The organism is Morganella morganii (assembly GCF_019243775.1).
Taxonomy (GTDB): domain Bacteria; phylum Pseudomonadota; class Gammaproteobacteria; order Enterobacterales; family Enterobacteriaceae; genus Morganella; species Morganella morganii.
Window position 1 is genome coordinate 1967896 of sequence record NZ_CP069157.1, and the last position, 19443, is coordinate 1987338.

17 protein-coding genes and 1 pseudogene are annotated in these 19443 nt (G+C 49.7%); 9 read left to right on the top strand and 9 right to left on the bottom strand.

All coding sequences use genetic code 11. From position 1 onward, the window contains the following. Nucleotides 1-79: 79 nt before the first annotated feature. Nucleotides 80-1003 (bottom strand): transcriptional regulator LsrR, encoded by a 924-nt coding sequence (lsrR, locus tag JL661_RS09500; protein WP_004237499.1) that lies wholly within the window; start codon nt 1001-1003, stop codon nt 80-82. A 336-nt stretch (nt 1004-1339) separates the two neighbouring features. On the opposite strand from lsrR, the gene lsrA reads away from it, so the two are divergent. The 7 genes from lsrA to JL661_RS09535 all read left to right on the top strand — a co-directional run bounded on the left by lsrA (nt 1340) and on the right by JL661_RS09535 (nt 8879). Further along, the gene (lsrA, locus tag JL661_RS09505; RefSeq protein ID WP_062771691.1) at nt 1340-2902 is read left to right on the top strand and encodes an autoinducer 2 ABC transporter ATP-binding protein LsrA; all 1563 of its coding nucleotides are present in this window, start codon (nt 1340-1342) and stop codon (nt 2900-2902) included. Continuing rightward, nucleotides 2896-3900, top strand: a complete 1005-nt coding sequence (lsrC, locus tag JL661_RS09510; protein ID WP_004237497.1) for an autoinducer 2 ABC transporter permease LsrC — start codon at nt 2896-2898, stop codon at nt 3898-3900. Before lsrA ends, lsrC begins: the two co-directional genes overlap by 7 nt. Continuing rightward, the gene (lsrD, locus tag JL661_RS09515) at nt 3897-4901 is read left to right on the top strand and encodes an autoinducer 2 ABC transporter permease LsrD (protein ID WP_004237496.1); all 1005 of its coding nucleotides are present in this window, start codon (nt 3897-3899) and stop codon (nt 4899-4901) included. The genes lsrC and lsrD overlap by 4 nt, the downstream gene beginning before the upstream one ends. 41 nt (nt 4902-4942) lie before the next feature. Next, nucleotides 4943-5959, top strand: a complete 1017-nt coding sequence (gene lsrB / locus JL661_RS09520; protein WP_015422696.1) for an autoinducer 2 ABC transporter substrate-binding protein LsrB — start codon at nt 4943-4945, stop codon at nt 5957-5959. Nucleotides 5960-6024: 65 nt separating this feature from the next. Beyond that, nucleotides 6025-6906 (top strand): 3-hydroxy-5-phosphonooxypentane-2,4-dione thiolase, encoded by an 882-nt coding sequence (gene lsrF / locus JL661_RS09525; protein ID WP_004237494.1) that lies wholly within the window; start codon nt 6025-6027, stop codon nt 6904-6906. Nucleotides 6907-6909: 3 nt separating this feature from the next. Beyond that, entirely contained in the window at nt 6910-7209 is a 300-nt protein-coding gene (gene lsrG / locus JL661_RS09530) for a (4S)-4-hydroxy-5-phosphonooxypentane-2,3-dione isomerase (protein WP_015422695.1), read from the top strand. 812 nt (nt 7210-8021) lie between these two features. After that, a complete protein-coding gene (locus JL661_RS09535) occupies nt 8022-8879 on the top strand; it encodes a hypothetical protein (RefSeq protein WP_046024609.1) in 858 nt (285 codons plus the stop codon). 27 nt (nt 8880-8906) lie between these two features. Here the strand turns inward: JL661_RS09535 and JL661_RS09540 are convergent, their stop codons facing one another. From JL661_RS09540 to zwf, 7 genes are all read right to left on the bottom strand, one after another. Further along, nucleotides 8907-9521, bottom strand: coding sequence for a protein-methionine-sulfoxide reductase heme-binding subunit MsrQ (locus JL661_RS09540; protein ID WP_046024610.1), 615 nt, complete (start codon nt 9519-9521; stop codon nt 8907-8909). Then, entirely contained in the window at nt 9521-10525 is a 1005-nt protein-coding gene (gene msrP, locus JL661_RS09545; RefSeq protein WP_004237488.1) for a protein-methionine-sulfoxide reductase catalytic subunit MsrP, read from the bottom strand. The genes JL661_RS09540 and msrP overlap by 1 nt, the downstream gene beginning before the upstream one ends. A gap of 96 nt (nt 10526-10621) precedes the next feature. Beyond that, a complete protein-coding gene (locus tag JL661_RS09550) occupies nt 10622-11998 on the bottom strand; it encodes an ATP-binding protein (RefSeq protein WP_049246163.1) in 1377 nt (458 codons plus the stop codon). Continuing rightward, nucleotides 11995-12663, bottom strand: coding sequence for a heavy metal response regulator transcription factor (locus JL661_RS09555; RefSeq protein WP_015422693.1), 669 nt, complete (start codon nt 12661-12663; stop codon nt 11995-11997). The genes JL661_RS09550 and JL661_RS09555 overlap by 4 nt, the downstream gene beginning before the upstream one ends. 112 nt (nt 12664-12775) lie before the next feature. Further along, nucleotides 12776-13108, bottom strand: coding sequence for a multidrug/spermidine efflux SMR transporter subunit MdtI (mdtI, locus tag JL661_RS09560; protein ID WP_004237484.1), 333 nt, complete (start codon nt 13106-13108; stop codon nt 12776-12778). A 1-nt stretch (nt 13109) separates the two neighbouring features. Beyond that, nucleotides 13110-13499, bottom strand: coding sequence for a multidrug/spermidine efflux SMR transporter subunit MdtJ (mdtJ, locus tag JL661_RS09565; RefSeq protein ID WP_004239441.1), 390 nt, complete (start codon nt 13497-13499; stop codon nt 13110-13112). A 508-nt stretch (nt 13500-14007) separates the two neighbouring features. Beyond that, nucleotides 14008-15483 carry a glucose-6-phosphate dehydrogenase gene (gene zwf, locus JL661_RS09570; RefSeq protein WP_004237480.1) on the bottom strand — a complete coding sequence of 492 codons (1476 nt, stop codon included), beginning with the start codon at nt 15481-15483 and terminating at the stop codon, nt 14008-14010. A 330-nt stretch (nt 15484-15813) separates the two neighbouring features. Between zwf and JL661_RS09575 the strand changes: the two are divergent. Continuing rightward, nucleotides 15814-16663 (top strand): annotated as a pseudogene (locus tag JL661_RS09575) (MurR/RpiR family transcriptional regulator). Between the two features lie 252 nt (nt 16664-16915). Beyond that, on the top strand, nt 16916-18358 hold the full coding sequence (pyk, locus tag JL661_RS09580) for a pyruvate kinase (protein WP_004239443.1): 1443 nt from the start codon (nt 16916-16918) through the stop codon (nt 18356-18358). A 62-nt stretch (nt 18359-18420) separates the two neighbouring features. On the opposite strand, the gene lpxM is transcribed toward pyk, so the two are convergent. After that, nucleotides 18421-19401, bottom strand: coding sequence for a lauroyl-Kdo(2)-lipid IV(A) myristoyltransferase (lpxM, locus tag JL661_RS09585; RefSeq protein ID WP_046024612.1), 981 nt, complete (start codon nt 19399-19401; stop codon nt 18421-18423). Nucleotides 19402-19443 lie beyond the last annotated feature (42 nt).

Genomic DNA, 19443 nt, shown 5'->3' on the forward strand with positions numbered 1-19443 from the left:
ATCCTCACAAATTCAATTGGACTGATACCGTTACACCATGAAATACAGCGTGATTTTCGTCTGCGGGACAGTCAGTGCATCAGGTTAATAATGTCAGCATCACCCGTGCCGTCTGCTCGTCTGTCACCAGAGAGTTGATATAGCCCCCCAGCAGTGCCGCCACAATCACCTCGGCTTTTTCCTCACCGCCCGCCACCCCGACCACCGTCGGAATATTTTTCAGCTCTGCGGGGGTGATGCCGATAAGTTCGCGGTGCATCTCCACTTCTTCTGTCAGTTCCCCTTCGCGGCCGATAAAGTAGCCAAGAATATCCCCGACCGCCCCGCGCCGTGCCAGCATCAGCTGTTCGCCGCTGCTGATATAGCCGGAACGCATAATGGTCGCATCCTGTTTCTGATTCACAGCGCCCAGGCCGACAACGGCAATATCCGCTGCACTGGCTGCCATCAGCACATCCTGCACGCTGCGTTCCTGACGGAATGTCGCTGCCACTGCGGCACTTGATGCCCGCAGCGGTGCCGGAATAATGCTGACCGGGCAGTTGGCATCAAGCTGGCCGATGCCGGTCATGTACTGCCCGACGCCGCCGGAGAGAGTCACCAGACGGATCTGCTGCGAAGAGACAAACCCGCTCAGATGCTGCAATGTCGCCATTGCCGCCTCCCCGAACCCGACTGCCAGCAACTGGCCGGGCGAAAGCTGAGACATCAGCAGATGTGCACCGGCCACGCCGAGGCGGGTATGGATCTCCGGGCCGTTCAACGCCGGGAGTATGCGAATTTGTTTTAACGAAAATCTTTTTTTCAGAATATCTTCAAGTTCAAGGCAGCCTTCAAACCGAGAATTTATCTGTACCCGGATGACGCCGGACTGACGTCCTTTTTCGAGCAAACGCGAAACTTTCAGCCGTGTCAGACCGAGCAGATCCCCGATATCTCCCTGCGTGAGACCATCGTGGTAATAAAACCAGGCAATACGGGCCAATAACTCTTCTTCATTCATACTAAGTCCTGAGGCGTCATAGTCCATCGAAGAAACGGAGCTTACCGGGGCTGCTTTCGTGTTTTTTGAAACTGTTGTCATGTGAACTTTTGTTTTCCGTTTTTACAGATAAGCACCTTTTACAGAAATCTGCCAGAGGTGCAGGCCAAAATTTTGAACAAATTCTAACGCAGATCTGATTTTTTCACAAAATATGGCCGAAATATTGTCTTATTTGATTTTTATGGCTTACATTTATGAACAAATGTGTTTATAAATTATAAATGTTCATTTTATTGATGTTTTCTTAACCACATAACATCCGGCAGCAATACCCATAACACCAGAGGTGCCGTTATGTCAGAGAAGCAACACCCGATTCAGCCGCTGCTCACCGCCCGCGGAATAGCCAAACAGTTCTCCGGTGTGGTTGTCCTCAAACACATCGATTTCACACTGTTGCCGGGACAGGTTCATGCGCTGCTGGGCGGCAACGGCGCGGGAAAATCCACGCTGATGAAAATTATTGCAGGGATTGAACAGCCGGATGCAGGCACCCTGACGCTGGAAGGTCAGGAGATATCGCACCTGACTCCGGCGAAAGCCCATCAGCTGGGACTGTATCTGGTTCCGCAGGAGCCGCTGCTGTTCCCGAATCTGTCTGTGCAGGAAAACATTCTGTTCCGGCTGCCGAAACATCAGGCGGGCAAAGCCAAATTACAGCAAATGCTGACATCACTGCGCTGCAATTTTGATCTCAGTGCGCGGGCGGGCAGCCTGAATGTGGCGGATCAGCAGCTGGTGGAGATCATGCGCGGTCTGATGCGGGATTCCCGCATCCTTATTCTTGATGAACCGACAGCATCTCTGACCCCCGCCGAAACCGAACGCCTGTTTGGGCGGGTGCGGGAATTACAGCAGCAGGGTGTCGGGATTGTCTTTATCTCTCATAAACTACCGGAAATACATGCCATTGCCGATTATCTGAGCGTGATGCGTGACGGCAATATTGCGCTGGCCGGTCCGGCAAAACAGTTTTCCACTGATGAAATCATTCAGGCCATCACACCTGAAGCGAAGAAAAAGCCGCTGTCAGAGACGCAGAAGCTCTGGCTGGATCTGTCCGCCACCCGTAACAGTCCGCAGGATGATACGCCGGTGCTGGATGTCCGTAATGCGTGCGGCGAAGGATTCCGTAACATCAGTTTTGTTGTCAACCCGGGGGAAGTGGTCGGGCTGGCCGGTGTCGTCGGCGCCGGCCGGACCGAACTCGCAGAAACATTATACGGGCTGCGCCCGCTGATCGCCGGAGAGGTTTTCCTCAACGGTGACAATCTGCGCGGTGTCAGCAGTGAAAAACGCCTCATCCGGGGGCTGGTCTGTTTACCTGAAGACCGTCAGGCCTCCGGACTTTTCCTTGATGCCCCGCTCACCTGGAATATCGGTGCGCTGGTGCATAACCACCAGGGGCTGCTGGTCAACCGCTCGCGGGATGATGCCTTGCTCGAGCGTTACCGCCGTGCCCTCAATATTAAATTCAGTGACGGGCAACAGACGGTACGCACGCTGTCCGGCGGTAATCAGCAAAAAATCCTGATCGCCAAATGCCTCGAAGCCAATCCGTCACTGCTGATTATTGATGAACCGACACGCGGCGTGGATGTCGGCGCCCGTAATGACATTTATCAGCTGATACAAAGTATCGCACAGCAGAATGTGGCAATTTTACTGATCTCCTCTGACCTCGATGAAGTGGTGGCGCTGGCTGACCGCGTGCTGGTGATGCATCAGGGGGAATTCTCCGGGGAATTGCAGCACAACGAGCTGAACACCGACACTATTATGCATATGGCGTTCGGCGAACACCGCCCGCAGACAGAAACAGAAAGCAGCCCGTTACAGGAGGCCGCATCATGCTGAAATATATCCAGAATAACCGTGAAGTAACGGCACTGCTTGCTATTCTCTGCCTGTTTGTCCTGCTCGGCGGCATGGAAACCCGTTATTTCAGTCTGCAAACCGTCACCATGATTTTCGGCAGTGCGCAAATCCAGATGCTGCTGGCCATCGGTGCCACCCTGGTGATGCTGACCCGTAATATTGATGTGTCTGTCGGATCCACCACCGGGCTGTGTGCAGTGATTGTCGGTATCGCGCTGAATGCGGGACTGCCGCTGACGGTGGCGATCCTGCTGACTGTCGCTGCCGGTCTGCTGGCCGGATTCTTCAACGGCATCCTGGTCACCTGGCTGCGGATCCCCGCCATTGTTGCCACCCTCGGTACGCTCGGGCTATATCGCGGCATTATGCTGCTGCTCACCGGCGGAAAATGGATTGAAGGTTTACCGGCGGAACTGAAAGATCTGTCAAAACCGGTCTTCCTCGGGCTGTCGCCAATCGGCTGGTTTATTATCCTGCTGATTATTCTGATGACCCTGTTCCTGTCCCGCACCACCGCCGGACGCGGTTTCTACGCCACCGGCGATAACTTACAGGGCGCGCGCCAGTTGGGTGTGCCGGTTGATCGCACCCGCATCATTGCCTTCTCTGTAAACGGCATGATGGCGGCACTCGCCGGGATTGTGTTTGCCTCACAAATCGGTTTTATCCCGAATCAGACCGGTAACGGCCTTGAAATGAAAGCCATCGCCGCCTGTGTGCTGGGCGGGATCAGCCTGCTCGGCGGCACCGGTACCATCGTCGGCGCTATCCTCGGTGCCTATTTTATGACTCAGATTGACAGTGTGCTGGTGCTGCTCAGATTGCCGGCCTGGTGGAATGACTTTATCGCCGGCTTTGTTTTACTCGCGGTTCTGGTCTTTGACGGCCGTCTGCGTGTGGCGCTGGAGAAAAACCTCCGCGCCCAGCGCTATGCCCGGTTCCTTAATCCTTCCGCACCGCAGGAGGCGAAAAAATGAGCATCACCAAACGTTACGGCTGGGAAATTGCCCTGGCGCTGCTGATTGTCCTCGAAATCCTGTTATTCGGTATGGGTAACCCGCGCCTGCTGGATGTCAATGTGCTGCTGTTCAGTACCAGTGACTTTATCTGTATCGGTCTGGTGGCGCTGCCGCTGACGCTGGTGATTGTCAGCGGCGGGATGGATATCTCCTTCGGCTCCACCATCGGGCTGACCGCTATTGTGCTCGGGATCCTCAATCAGGCCGGTGTACCGATGATTGCCGCCATTCCGCTCACTCTGCTGACCGGCGCACTGTGCGGCCTGATTAACGCCCTGCTGATCCTGTTTACCGGGGTTAACCCGCTGGTGATTACGCTCGGCACCATGTATCTGTTCGGCGGCTGCGCCCTGCTGCTCTCCGGATTATCCGGTGCGACCGGTTTTGAGGGGATCGGCGGCTTCCCGGCAGCCTTCACTGATTTTGCTAACCTTGATTTACTCGGCATTCCGCTGCCGCTGATCATTTTTGTCCTGTGTGTACTGGTGTTCTGGTTTTATCTGCACCGTACCCATCCGGGCCGTAATGTCTTTTTAATCGGGCAGAATGCCCGTGTCGCGCGCTACAGTGCTTTCCCGGTGACACGCACTATCTGTCTGCTGTATGCGATGGTCGGTGTCAGTGCCGCACTCGCCTCTGTCATTTTAGTGTCCTATTTCGGCTCTGCCCGTGCGGATCTCGGGGCATCGTTCCTGATGCCTGCTATCACCGCTGTTGTACTGGGTGGTGCTAATATTTACGGCGGTTCCGGCTCTGTATTAGGCACCGCGCTGGCTGTTTTGCTGATCGGCTTTTTACAGCAGGGATTGCAGATGATCGGCGTACCAAATCAGGTCTCCAGTGCACTCTCGGGTGCGCTGCTTATTGTTGCCGTTGTTGGTCGTTCCGTTTCTTTACACCGACATCACATCCTTGGCTGGTGGGCGCGTAAACGCAACAGGCAATTCGTATCAGAGTAAAACACGTTTGTTATCACAGATTTGACGAAATGGAGAAAACCATGAAACCCATCATGAAAAAACTGGCGCTCGCCACTGCATTAAGTCTCGCATGTGTTTCCTGGGCGAATGCAGCAGAAAAAGTCGCCTTTATTCCTAAACTTGTCGGTGTCGGCTTCTTTACCAGCGGCGGCCAGGGTGCTGTGGAAGCCGGGAAAAAACTCGGTATCGATGTCACCTACGACGGCCCGACCGAGCCGAGTGTGTCCGGTCAGGTACAGCTTATCAACAACTTCGTTAACCGGGGCTATGACGCGATTATTGTCTCTGCCGTTTCGCCGGACGGATTATGTCCGTCACTGAAACGCGCCATGCAGCGCGGTGTGAAAGTCCTGACCTGGGATTCCGATACCAATCCGGAATGCCGCTCTATTTATATCGACCAGGGCACCCCGAAACAGCTCGGCGGCATCCTGGTGGATATGGCTGCGGATCAGGTGAAGAAAGAGAAAGCCAAAGTCGCCTTCTTCTATTCCAGCCCGACCGTAACTGACCAGAACCAGTGGGTCAAAGAAGCGAAAGCGAAAATCGAAGCCGAGCATCCGGGCTGGGAAGTCGTCACCACCCAGTACGGTTATAACGATGCCACCAAATCCTTACAGACTGCCGAAGGTATTCTTAATGCCTGGAGTGACCTGGATGTGATTATCGCGCCGGATGCCAACGCCCTGCCGGCGGCGGCTCAGGCCAAAGAGAACCTGAAACGTAACGATGTGGCGGTTGTCGGGTTCAGTACCCCGAACGTGATGCGTCCGTATGTGGAGCGCGGCACAGTTAATCAGTTCGCGTTATGGGATGTTGTCAAACAGGGCGAAATTTCTGTCGCCGTGGCTGATGCACTGATGAAAAAAGGCGAACTGAATGTCGGCGATAAGATTACCGTCGCCGGTGTCGGTGAAGTTGAAGTCTCCCCGAACAGTGTTCAGGGCTATGACTACGAAGCAAAAGGCAACGGGATTGTGGTACTGCCTGAGCGCGTGATCTTCACCAAAGAGAACATTAACAACTATGATTTCTGATGTAGTTGCTGATTTAACCAATGGCGCGGGCACCCTCCGCGCCAGTTTAACCAGGGGAGAATTCCATGGCTGATTTAGATGATATCCGTGACGGCAAAGACTTCGGGCTTAATACGCCGCAAAAAAACACCCTTTATACCCTCAAAGGCTGCGGTTCGCTGGATTGGGGTATGCAGTCGCGTCTGGCCCGTATTTTTAATCCGCAGGATAATAAAACGGTCATGCTGGCCTTTGACCACGGCTATTTCCAGGGGCCGACCACCGGCCTTGAGCGGATTGATATTAATATCGCCCCGCTTTTTGAGCATACCGATGTCCTGATGTGTACCCGCGGGATCCTGCGTGCCCAGGTGCCGGTCACGACCAACAAACCGGTGGTGCTGCGGGCATCCGGTGCTAACTCCATCCTGACCGAACTCTCCAACGAAGCGGTTGCGGTGGCAATGGATGATGCGGTACGCCTGAATGTGGCGGCGGTTGCGGCTCAGGTCTATATCGGTACTGAGCATGAACACCAGTCCATCAAAAACATCATCAAAATGGTGGATGCGGGGATGCGTGTCGGTATGCCGGTAATGGCAGTGACCGGGGTGGGTAAAGATATGGCGCGTGATCAGCGTTATTTCTCACTCGCCAGCCGTATTGCTGCAGAAATGGGCGCTAATATCATCAAAACCTACTTTGTTGAGGAAGGTTTTGAGCGCATCACCGCCGGTTGTCCGGTACCGATTGTCATTGCAGGCGGTAAAAAACTGCCGGAAAACGAAGCTCTCGACATGTGTTTCCGCGCCATTGACCAGGGCGCATCCGGGGTGGATATGGGCCGGAATATTTTCCAGTCCGAAAACCCGGTTGCCATGATGAAAGCGATCCGTGCCGTTGTGCATGGCGGTGAGAGTGCAGCACAGGCTTATCAGCTGTTCCTGAGCGAAAAGAACAAGGGGTAAATTTTGAACGTAACATTAGTGGAAATTAATGTGAAACCCGGCAAAGTGGATGAATTTATTGCCGTTTTTCGTGAAAACCATCTGGGATCGATAAAAGAGCCCGGTAACCTGCGTTTTGATGTGTTACAGGACCCGGAAGTGGAAACCCGCTTTTATATCTATGAAGCCTATGCCGATGATGCAGCCGTGGCGGCACATAAGAAAACCCCGCACTATTTACAGTGCGTGGAAAAGCTGGAAGACCTGATGACCGGCCCGCGTAAGAAAACTGTCTTTATCGGGCTGATGCCGGAAGTGAAATAAGCATATCCTGTTTGATCTGTTAAGTGACCGCACAATGGCGGTCACTTTTTTGTATTGATTATTCATTGTTTCATTTTTATGGATGATTATTTATCTTATTTTTTTATTTTTCCCGAAAAATCGGATTAATAAAATATAATACGCATGTTCATAATTGCACTCAAAAATAACAAGCATGTATTTTTTAATCTATCTCATATTTTCCTTCTGACATAAAATCGGGCTCAATCCATTTTGGTCCTTTCATATAAAGGCCGCCTTTCTCTCCTCCGCACATTATTTTTTCTTCATTCAGAAGCCGGTGCGTTTCGCGGAGAATCATAATATTACACGACTCATATTTATCCGGGCCATTATGACGATAAAAAAAAACGATCTATTGCCGGGTAAATAAGACCACTTTCACGCCTGGCAACCAGAAACAGGATAACATCTTCCATCGATTCATTTTTTACCATTTCATTGTAATCAATCATTTTACATATTTTTCTCTCATAATAAAATCTGACTCAATCCATTCATCTCCTCTTCTGAACGCCATTCACAATGAATATGCTGTATCAGCTATATCATACATATTATCAGCAGCATTACTTTAAAATCTGCCTGCAGGTGATTTTATCTGGTGATTCTTTTCCGGACAATACTGAAATGCGTTACTCTGACTTTCTAAAACTGTTGTTTCGGCGAATATCATTAAGAGAATTTCAGAATAAATAATGCAGATTGTCTGTTTGTCTGGTTGCCTGAACGGAATAACTCCCTTACCATCGAAATAAATGAATCTGAATTTATAGCTTTCCGGAGAAATCGTGAAAAAACTCACAGTAACCTGCTCAGTTCTGCCTTTGGCGCTGTTTTCCGCTGTTTTCGCCCTGCCATCCTATGCCGCAGAAACTGACTGCCAGCCGATGTCTGAACAAACCCGGCTCAATCATATGAGGATGATGGGGCTTTCTTACCTGAACGGACCGGTAAAATCATCCTCCATGGTCACCGACAGCGATCAGCAGGACAGCGATGTCAGGATATTTTCTGCCAGTAATGTGACACTGTCACCCTGCGGACAGATCACTCACTATGATTTCATCCGCAGAAGTATGCAATACGGCATGACCTTTGATATACAGGTAGCCGGAGCGGAAACCGCTGATGCCATCAGTATGGAATACCGTTTTTCCTCAGACGAAGTCGGCCGGAAAAAAGAGCGCCCGACCATCAGCCGGATTATCCTGCTCAAAGATGCACAACAGGTGATTACCGGCTACCGGACAGAAAATTTTATTGAGGGCAACAGCACTATCCTGACCGAAAACGGCGCTGTAGAATACCGCGATGGCAATATACATTCTGTAGTGATAGACGGCGAAGTTCTCGCCAAACCCTACAGTATGAACTTTGAATATGACAGTGCCGGCCGGGTAACCCGTATTTACACCACGCCGACCCTTCTCAGTAATTACCATTTTACCTACAATGAGAAAGGCGGCCTGGATAAAGGAACAGAAAGAACGGAGTCGATCGGGATCGTCACCGGTAATGATATTCAGTGTACAGAATGGGATACCTATCAAAACTGTACCGCAGGGCTCTGGCTCCGACATATTAACGGTGAACCGGCCGGTGAAGTACCTTTCCGTACCACTTATGAGTATTACAGTGATAAATAACAGCAGAAGACAATCAGCATAATCGTATTACCCGATTTTATCGGGTAATACTTGTTCTTTACTTCGCTGCTGCCGGCGATGACAGTACGCCAGAATAACCAGTACCAGATAAATGGCCGGTTCCGGTGTATCTGTCTTCGCTGCTAAAATATAGTGCGTAATAACAATAAACAACAACGGATACAGCAAATTATGAATTCGTTTCCACCACCGGCCTGATAAGTTGCGTATCCGGTCAGACGACGTCACTGCCATCAGGCACAAAATTAACCAGCCAGCCACACCGAGATTAAGATAAAAACGGGAAAGTATCTCACTGAAAAAGAGTGCCGTATTTTCTGCACCTATTTCAAGAAAAAAATAGCTGGCCAGATGCAGCGTTGCCCAGAAAAAACACCATAATCCGAGTAATTTTCTCACCTGATATAAACTGTTCAGCTTAAAATAAAAAGCAATCACCGGTATCACTGTGATAATAATAACTAAACGAAGTGCCGTAATACCGGTGAAATGCTGAATGTCTTTTGCGGGATCTGCCCCCAGTACCCCGTAACTAACAGCATAAATAAGCCATACCAGTGGCAATACTGCCGTCAGATGAAAAAAAAGTTTAACCACCGGGTAACGGAATAATTTCATCATCAGAAATATCTCCGCAAATCCATTCCTTTATATAATTCTGCCACGTCTTCTGCATACCCGTTAAACAGTAATGTCGGCTGCCGTGTTGTCCGGCCTAACCCTCCGGAGCCGATAAAACGTTCTGTAGCCTGTGACCAGCGCGGATGATCAACCTGCGGGTTTACATTGGCATAAAACCCATATTCACGGGGTGCTGAAAGATTCCATGTGGTCGGCGGCTCAGATTCTGTCAGGCGAATTTTAACAATGGATTTTATGCCTTTAAAACCATATTTCCACGGTACCACCAGCCGGACAGGTGCTCCATTTTGTTTCGGCAGTTCTTTTCCGTAAACACCGGTTGCCATCAGTGTCAGAGGGTGAAGTGCTTCATCCAGGCGCAACCCCTCAATATACGGATACTGAAGCCCGCCTCCGGTAAAACGGCTCTTTTGACCGGGCATTTGTTCCGGGGCGTACACCGTTTCAAAAGCAACATATTTCGCTTTGCTGTTCGGTTCCGCTGATAATAATAAATCTCTCAGAGGAAAACCGACCCACGGAATAACCATTGACCATGCTTCCACACAGCGCATTCGGTAAATACGCTCTTCAGCCTGAAATTTATGACGGATCTCATCGGCATTTAATACCAGAGGCCGGTTAACTTCCCCCTCAACTGTCAGTGTCCATTCATCCGTTTTCAGGGTATGTGCGTTTTCAGCCGGGTCCGATTTATTCAGGCCGAATTCATAGAAATTATTGTAACCAGTCACCTTATCCTCCGGCGTTAATGCCAGGCCGGACTGATACTTTTCAGGTTTTGTATAACTGAGGTCTTTTAAGATTGTCTCCGGAACGCCGGGCTTATCATCGCCGGAAAACCACGAAAACAGACCGGCGCTGACTGACGGGCTGACCATTAATCCGGCCGTACCGGCACCTAATAACTTAAGCAGATTCCTGCGTTTCATCATAAAAACGGATTCCGGCGTAATCTCAGACGATCGTATTATTTTTTTCATGATGAGTCCCTGTATTCAGCAATCACGGTGATAACATTCCGGAACTGTTATACCGCATAATCTGAATTTAAAGCTGACAGGACGATGACAAATTTGTCATGAAAGGGGATGAGTATCCGGAAAAATTAAGGTTACCGTGTTATATGACCCGGTACGTTCAAATCTGACCTCACCTGAATGCAATTCTGTTATTGCCTGAACAATCGATAAGCCCAGCCCGCTTCCTTCTGACGTTCTCGCATTATCTCCGCGCCAAAAGCGGGTAAAGACCTGTTCACTGTTTGCAACAACATCACCTTTGTTCATCACTGAAATGACGGTGCTGCCATGATTATTTTCTGCACCGGCAATAACCTCCGTATTTTCATATGAATATTTAACCGCATTTGACACAACATTAACCATAATCTGCATCAGCAATACTTTGTCTGCTGATACCGTCACATCCGATATTTTATTAACCAGCCGGATATTTTTCTCATCGGCATAAAATGCCAGTAACTCATAAATATCCTCAACCAGCTCAGAAACAACGATGGTTTCCCGCTTCAGATTAATATTTTTATTCTCTGCTCTGGCGATAAACAGAATATTTTGTATTATTTTTGCCAATTTATCCAGCTCTTCTGTATTGCTGGCGATAATCGCTTCATACTCATCCGCAGTGCGCGTTTTTTGTAATGTGATTTCATTCTGAATTTTAATGGCATTAATGGGTGTTCTTAATTCATGCGCTAAATCATCCGCAAGTTGTGTCAGCCGGACAAAATCATTTTTCAGCCGTGAGCGCATGATATTCAATGAATCACCCAAACTTTTCAGTTCATCCGGTAAGCGGCTGATATCCACCGTCTGTCCCAGAGAGTGCAGATCTGTTTTCGCGGTGATCCGGCTGAGATGCGTAATATCCTGCAATCCCCGGCGGATAAGCCATATACTGAAGACGACCATCAGAAGAATAGCAATAACGGAAACAATCAGACTTTGCTGTAAATATCCGCGTAAAACACTGCTGCGATCAACCGAACGCTTTGCCAGAGTGACATATAATTTACCTTCAGGAGCCTGAATCTCAAAATTAACCACGGAAACCGGCATGTTATCATCCGTATTCTGGTATGAGATTAAAGGCGTTTCCTGATTATCCGGATAATTAAGTTTGTCCCGGGTATTCAGGGTTATCTCCGGGTTGGTATCCACAATAACGTGATTATCAGCATCTGCTATCTTAATAACATCCTGCCGCATATCCATCATCCGCCGGAAATAAACAGGTAACGATTTAATATCAATACCACTGACTATCAGTTTAGCCAGTTGGTCGGCACGGTTAATCAGGATGTCATCATCTTTTGAGGCAAGTTCATTTTTCAGAGAGTGATAAAGGATCAGTGTGACAAAACCTGCGTTTGCCACCATCAGCAACATAAATAATGATACAATTTTAAATCTCAGTGAACGTATTTTCATCATTCCGATCCGTTCAGGCGGTATCCCATACCACGGACAGTTTCAATTAATTTACGATCATGATCGTCATCTATTTTTTTTCTGAGCCGCCGGACAGCCACATCGACAATATTGGTATCACTCTCAAAATCCATTCCCCACACCTCACAGGCAATCAGTGTTCTGGGCAGGATCTCCCCTGAATGCAGCGCAAAAAAAAGCAACAGTGAATATTCCTGACGTGTCAGCGATATTTTCACGCCTCCCCGCTGTACATCATGACGGGTCAGATCAATGCTGAGATCGGCGATCTCAATCACTTTGGAAGCTGGTTGAGAAGTACGCAGCTGATTCCGGACTCTCGCCAGTAATTCGGAAAATGAAAACGGTTTAACCAGATAATCATTCGCGCCCAGTTCCAGTCCTTTTACCCGGTCAGCAACTGCATCCCTGGCTGTCAGACAAATAACCGGTACCATTTTGGCGGTTCTCAATATTCTCAGCACTTCCCAGCCATCCATACCGGGCAACATAATATCGAGAATAACCAGCCGGTAATTGTTCTCCAGAGCAAGATACAACCCGTCTCTGCCATCTGCCGTGATATCAACAATAAATCCGGCTTCCTCTAATCCCTTTTTAACCCAGCTGCCGGTCTTTTCATGATCTTCAATCAGTAATATTTTCATTTTTATAATCCGGAATTTTACCTGTACATCCTGCATCAGTGTATTTTAATTCCGGACATAAAAAAACAGCAGACAACTCCGGGTTGTCTGCTGTTTTTCTGTGACGCAATGATCAGGCAAACTTAATCATCACCATACCCAGCAGAAGCAGAATAATCCCGCTCCAGCCTTTGTAATTGAGGCGCTGGTTAAACAGGATCCAGCCTGCAGCCACTGTTGCCACAATACCGAATGCTCCCCACAATGCATACGCAACGGAAAGCTCGATACCGCGGACTGCCAGTGCCAGACAACTGAATGCCCCCAATACCGCCAGCAGCGATAAAATACCCAGCCACAGACGTTTAAAGCCGTTTGACATTTTCAGCAGGATATTCGCCAGAATCTCCAGTACCACGGCCAGCAGTAAAAATGCACCGTGCCACCATTCAAATGTCGATAACATATTACGCCCCTTTCAGCATCTCATTCAGTGGCGCACGAACCGGTTTGGCAGCAGGCTGCTTTTTCTGCACTTTTTTGGTGCCGTATTTAATCAGGGTGATACCCGCGATTAACAGTGCCAGACCGCCCAGTTTCAGCGGTGACAGCGATTCATGGAACCACATCACACTAAACGTGGTGATGATCAGGATCCCGATCCCTTCCCACAGCGCATAAGCCACCCCGAGGGCCACTTTTTTCACTGCCATGGATAATAAAATATAAGAAGAGGCAATCATGATATACATCACAATCATCCCCGCACTGCCGCCGGAGACACTCGCGTATTTCATCGACAATGTACCGATCACCTCGGTAATAATGGCTAAGCCTAAAAACATCCAGTAAATCATAGTTATTTCTCCTGATGGACAACGCATACAGGTTCACGGCGCAAAACAGACTGTTTGCGTGAACGGGTGCGTTTATCGCGAAACGAAAACGTTAAATGTAACGATGTGACCAAAAACGCAGGCGCGTTTGGTTCGTCAGACGAAAAGAGAAATAGCTATAACTCGCCGTACCAGTAGTGTTCGCTTGATACGATAGCGGAAAGGAAAAGTACATGGGTAGAACGTCGGATTTTAATCCTGCTACTACTGTCGCTTTGCATGATGTCTTATTCTTTTGTCTGTCCCCGGACAGGGTGACAACAATGAAAGAATCCTCCGGTTATTAATATTCATATTATTTTTAGCACAAGTAACACAGTTCAGCAATGCTGCGGTGAATTATTTTTCAGTAAATAATTTTATTTTTTAGACAGTTATAAAAAATGACCACCTTCTTATTCAGAAGATGGTCATAATTACGCAAATATTGAACCGGTTAACTACCTTTACTGATACCGCAGATGGATAATTATTCCACTTCGTTCCAGGCATGACCGTCACGGGCCATCATGGCGATAGAGGCTATCGGCCCCCAACTGCCTGCCTGATACGGTTTTGGCGGTTCATTATCCATTGCCCAGGCGTGCATAATAGAATCCACCCACTTCCAGGCTTCCTCCACTTCATCACGGCGGACAAACAGTGCCTGAATACCGCGCATAGCTTCCAGCAGCAGGCGTTCATACGCATCCGCAATATGTGTCTGGTTGAACGTTTCCGAGAAACTCAGATCCAGCTTGGTGGTTTGCAGACGGTGTTTATGATCCAGCCCCGGTGCTTTGTTCAGCACTTCAATATCAATACCTTCGTCCGGCTGCAGACGGATAGTCAGTTTATTCGGCGGCAGATGCTGATAGGTTTCATTGAAAATATTCAGGGACGGCTGTTTGAAATAGACCACCACTTCCGAACATTTTGACGGCATCCGTTTTCCGGTACGCAGATAGAACGGCACACCGGACCAGCGCCAGTCGTCGATATCCGCGCGGATAGCGACAAAGGTTTCGGTCTGGCTGACGGTATTCGCGCCCTCTTCATCCAGATAACCCGGTACTTTTTCGCCGTGAACAAACCCGGCGGTATATTGCCCGCGTACGGTTTTTTCACGGACATTCGTGATATCAATGGTCCGCAGTGAGCGCAGCACCTTCACTTTCTCATCACGGATACGGTCACTGGTCAGGTCATCCGGCGGTGACATGGCAATCATAGTCAGAATTTGCAGCAGATGGCTCTGCACCATGTCACGCATCTGCCCGGCTTTATCAAAGTAACCCCAGCGCCCTTCAATCCCCACTTCTTCCGCCACCGTGATCTGGACGTGGTCGATGGTACGGTTATCCCAGTTATTCACAAACAGGGAATTGGCAAAACGCAGCGCCAGCAGGTTCAGTACCGTTTCTTTGCCGAGATAATGGTCGATGCGGTAAATCTGGCTCTCTTTAAAATATTTCGCTACTTCGGTATTGATCGCCTGTGATGAGGCCAGATCATTACCCAGTGGTTTTTCCATCACCACACGGCTCGGTTCTTTATTCAGATGCGCTTCACCCAGCCCTTTGCACATGGCGCTGAACGTGCCCGGCGGCATCGCGAAATAGTAAACAGCAGTATTTTTGTTTTCCGCAATAATATTGGCGAGGCTTTTGAAATGAGAGGTCTCATTCACATCGAGATTACAAAACAGCAGACGGGCACTGAATCGTTCCCAGAGCACCGGATCCAGTTGCTCGTTGAGGAAGGTATTGAACGCATCCTCAACAAATTTCTGATACTCCTCACGGGACCAGTCCGCACGGCCTGCCCCGATAATCCGCGTTTCCGGATGAATATTACCGGCTTTTTCCAGCTGATATAAAGACGGGAGTAACTTGCGGCGTGCGAGGTCGCCTTTGGTACCGAAAATGACTAAATCACAGGCGGGAACCGTTGCTGTCAGCGCCATAGAAAACCTCTCCTCGTGGCTGTGGAATTGTAATTTTGTTACAGAGATAACGAATAATGTACTCGTTTGCGCCTGGCCAGTAAACATAAATGCGGGTTACCGCACATTCTGACAGGTCTCTGTCGCCGGTCTTTCTGTGTGCAGTTTTGTAATTTAATTACTTTTTTGATGCAAACTTACTAAAATGAAAATCAGACACAGCTCAAACTTTCAAAAAAAAGCCGGATCCGGGGGAGTTTCCCCTCTCCTTTGCCCGGGCTTACGTAGTATATTTTCAAAAAATGAGGGTGGCCGGTGTGTCACACAGATCAATATAAAAGGCACAGTGGCATGAATATTTTAGACCGTCTCCGTAACAGTCTGGATTACCTGAGTAAATCGGAAAAAAAAAGTTGCAGAGACGATCCTCGGTGCACCACAAATAGCTATTCATTCCAGTATCGCCACACTCGCCAAAATGGCGGATGTCAGCGAACCAACCGTTAACCGGTTCTGCCGCCGTCTGGACACCAAAGGTTTTCCGGATTTCAAACTGCTGCTGGCGCAAAGCCTGGCAAACGGCACTCCGTATGTCAGCCGCAATGTGGATGAAAATGATTCCGTTGAGGCATACACCGGCAAAATCTTTGAGTCCGCCATGGCTGGTCTGGATGCAGTCAGAAGCACCCTCGATATGCTGACCATCAACCGCGCCGTGGATTGCCTGACACAAGCCCGGAAAATCGCCTTTTTCGGCCTGGGTGCATCTGCGGCGGTCGCCCATGACGCGATGAATAAATTCTTCCGTTTCAATATCCCGGTGATTTATTCCGACGATGTGGTGATGCAGCGCATGAGTTGTATCAACAGCACCGAAGGTGATGTGGTGGTTTTAATTTCCCACACCGGCCGGACAAAAAACCTGGTTGAAATCGCCCGTATCGCCCGTGAAAATGACGCTACCGTGCTCGCCATCACCTCCGAGAACTCGCCGCTCGCGGCGGAAGCCTCTCTCACCATCATTCTTAATGTACCGGAAGACACTGATATTTATATGCCGATGATCTCCCGTCTGGCACAGCTGACGATTATTGATGTCCTCGCCACCGGTTTTACCCTGCGCCGCGGCCCCAAATTCCGCGATAACCTGCGCCGGGTCAAAGAAGCCCTGAAAGACTCCCGAATAGATAAACTCCGTTGATTTTTAACCATTTGTGTCAATTTGACACATTTCCTGCTGCCGGGTGTAATGACCATCACGAATTAGTAATATAACGGATGGTAGGATAACGTCTGACTCACTGTTTTGCGTTTGCTGACTCGATTTTTATTTTAAATACGCGATAATCAGACAGGAGTGAATCGATTTTACACTTTCCTGCCGGGAGCGATTTTCCCGGCGGGGAGTTTTTATCAACACCATTTCACCTTATTCAGGTCAACGGAGTAATTTATGTCAATACGCCTCAGAAGAACGAAAATCGTAACGACCCTGGGCCCCGCCACCGATCGCGATAACAATCTTGAAAAAATCATCCGTGCCGGTGCCAATGTGGTTCGTATGAACTTTTCTCACGGCAGCCCGGACGATCACGTTGAACGTGCGAATAAAGTCCGTGAAATCGCTGCCCGCCTCGGCGTACAGGTGGCTATCCTGGGTGATCTCCAGGGGCCGAAAATCCGGGTGTCCACCTTTAAAGACAATAAAGTTCTGCTGAATGTCGGCGATAAATTTATTCTGGATGCAGAGCTGGGCAAAGGCGAAGGTACCAGTGAGCACGTCGGGATCGACTATAAAAAGCTGCCGGAAGATGTGGTGACAGATGACATTCTGTTACTCGACGATGGCCGTGTGCAGCTGAAAGTGCTGGATGTCAAAGGCACTAAAATCATGACCGAAGTGACCGTCGGTGGTTTGCTTTCCAATAATAAAGGTATCAACAAACTCGGCGGCGGGTTATCTGCCGATGCGCTGACAGAAAAAGATAAAGAAGATATCAAAACCGCAGCCCGTATTAATGTTGATTACCTTGCTGTCTCCTTCCCGCGCAGTGCGGAAGATCTGCACTACGCCCGCCGTCTCGCCCGTGATGCCGGTTGTGAGGCAATGATTGTCTCCAAAGTCGAACGCGCCGAAGCGGTCGCCACCGATCAGGTGATGGATGAAATCATTCTCGCATCCGATGTGGTGATGGTCGCCCGTGGTGACCTCGGTGTGGAAATCGGCGATCCGGAGCTGGTCGGCGTCCAGAAAAAATTGATTCGTCGCAGCCGTCAACTGAATCGTGTCGTGATCACAGCAACCCAGATGATGGAATCCATGATCACTAACCCGATGCCGACCCGTGCGGAAGTGATGGACGTGGCAAACGCCGTACTTGATGGTACCGATGCAGTAATGCTCTCTGCAGAAACCGCTGCTGGCCAGTATCCGGCGGAAACCGTGGAAGCAATGGCGCGGGTTTGCCTGGGCGCAGAGAAAATGCCGAATGTGAATATCTCCAAACACCGCCTGGATATGACCTTCGACAATCCGGAAGAAGCAATTGCGATGTCCACCATGTACGCGGCCAACCACCTCAACGGCGTGAAAGCGATTATTGCCATGACCGAATCCGGCCGTACCGCGCGTATGATGTCCCGCATCAGCTCCGGCCTGCCGATTTTCGCCATGTCCCGCCATGAAAAAACTCTGAATCAGTGCTCACTGTACCGTGGTGTCACCCCGGTATTCTGCAGCACCCACACCGATGGCCTGGCAGCAGTCACCGAAGCTATCAGCCGCCTGAAAGAAAAAGGCTATCTGTGCACCGGCGACCTGGTCATGGTCACCCAGGGCGACCAGATGGGCCTGGTCGGCAGCACCAATACCAGCCGTATTCTTGAAGTGAAGTGATTTTCTTCAGATAAAAATGAAACCGCCTGTCGGATGACGGGCGGTTTTTTTTATGTCCCGTCTCAGGGCAATTCTTTGTGTTTATAGATTTTATACGGCTCTTCTTCACCGTCTTTGCGGGTTTTCAGCAGTTTCAGGATCCAGGTGTATTGTTCGATATTCGGGCGCACCAGGGCTTCCACTTCTTCGTTCATGCGACGGGCGATATACAGGTCGTCCTGACCGTCAATATCATCCATCGGCGGGCGGACGTGGATATGGAACTGGTGATTTTTATGATCGTACACCGGAAACAGCGGGACAATCGCCGCTTTGCACACTTTCATCAGCCGCCCGATAGCAGGCAGTGTGGCTTTATAGGTGCTGAAAAACGGAACAAACTCACTGTGCTCTTCGCCGTGATCCTGGTCCGGCAGATAATAACCGCTGAAGCCATTACGCACACTGGCGATAAACGGTTTGATACCGGCCTCGCGGGAATGCAGGCGGCCACCGAAGTGAACCCGGGCTTTATTCCACAGGTAATCCGCCACCGGGTTTTTCTGGTGATGGAACATACCCGCCACTTTATTTCCCTGCGCGGCAAACAACATAGCCGGTAAATCGATCGCCCAGCCGTGCGGCACCATAAAGATGATATTGCGCCCTTCTGCCTGTAACGCGTCAATAATGTCCTGCCCGTGAACCTGCGTGCGGGAAATCACCCGCTGCGGATTGCGCAGACACAACTCCGCCAGCATCACAAAGGCGTGTGGTGCACTGGCAAACATCTCATCTGTGATCCTTTCCCGCTCCGCTTTCGGCATGTCCGGGAAACAATAATACAGATTGATCAGTGCCCGGCGGCGTCCGCCTTTGGCAAAACGCCCGGCAATCCGGCCCACACCGGCCAGCATCGGGTCACGTAATTTAACCGGCAGGTAGCTCAGACCGGCCAGTGCGCCTGCCGCAACCCACATGCCCCAGTATTTCGGGTGCAGGTAATGGCGGTGAAATGTCGGGATATAGCCCGCTTTGCTGTCTGTATCGTTTTCTTTATACACAGAGGGATACCCGTATTAAATTAAGCTTATTTATCATGATAT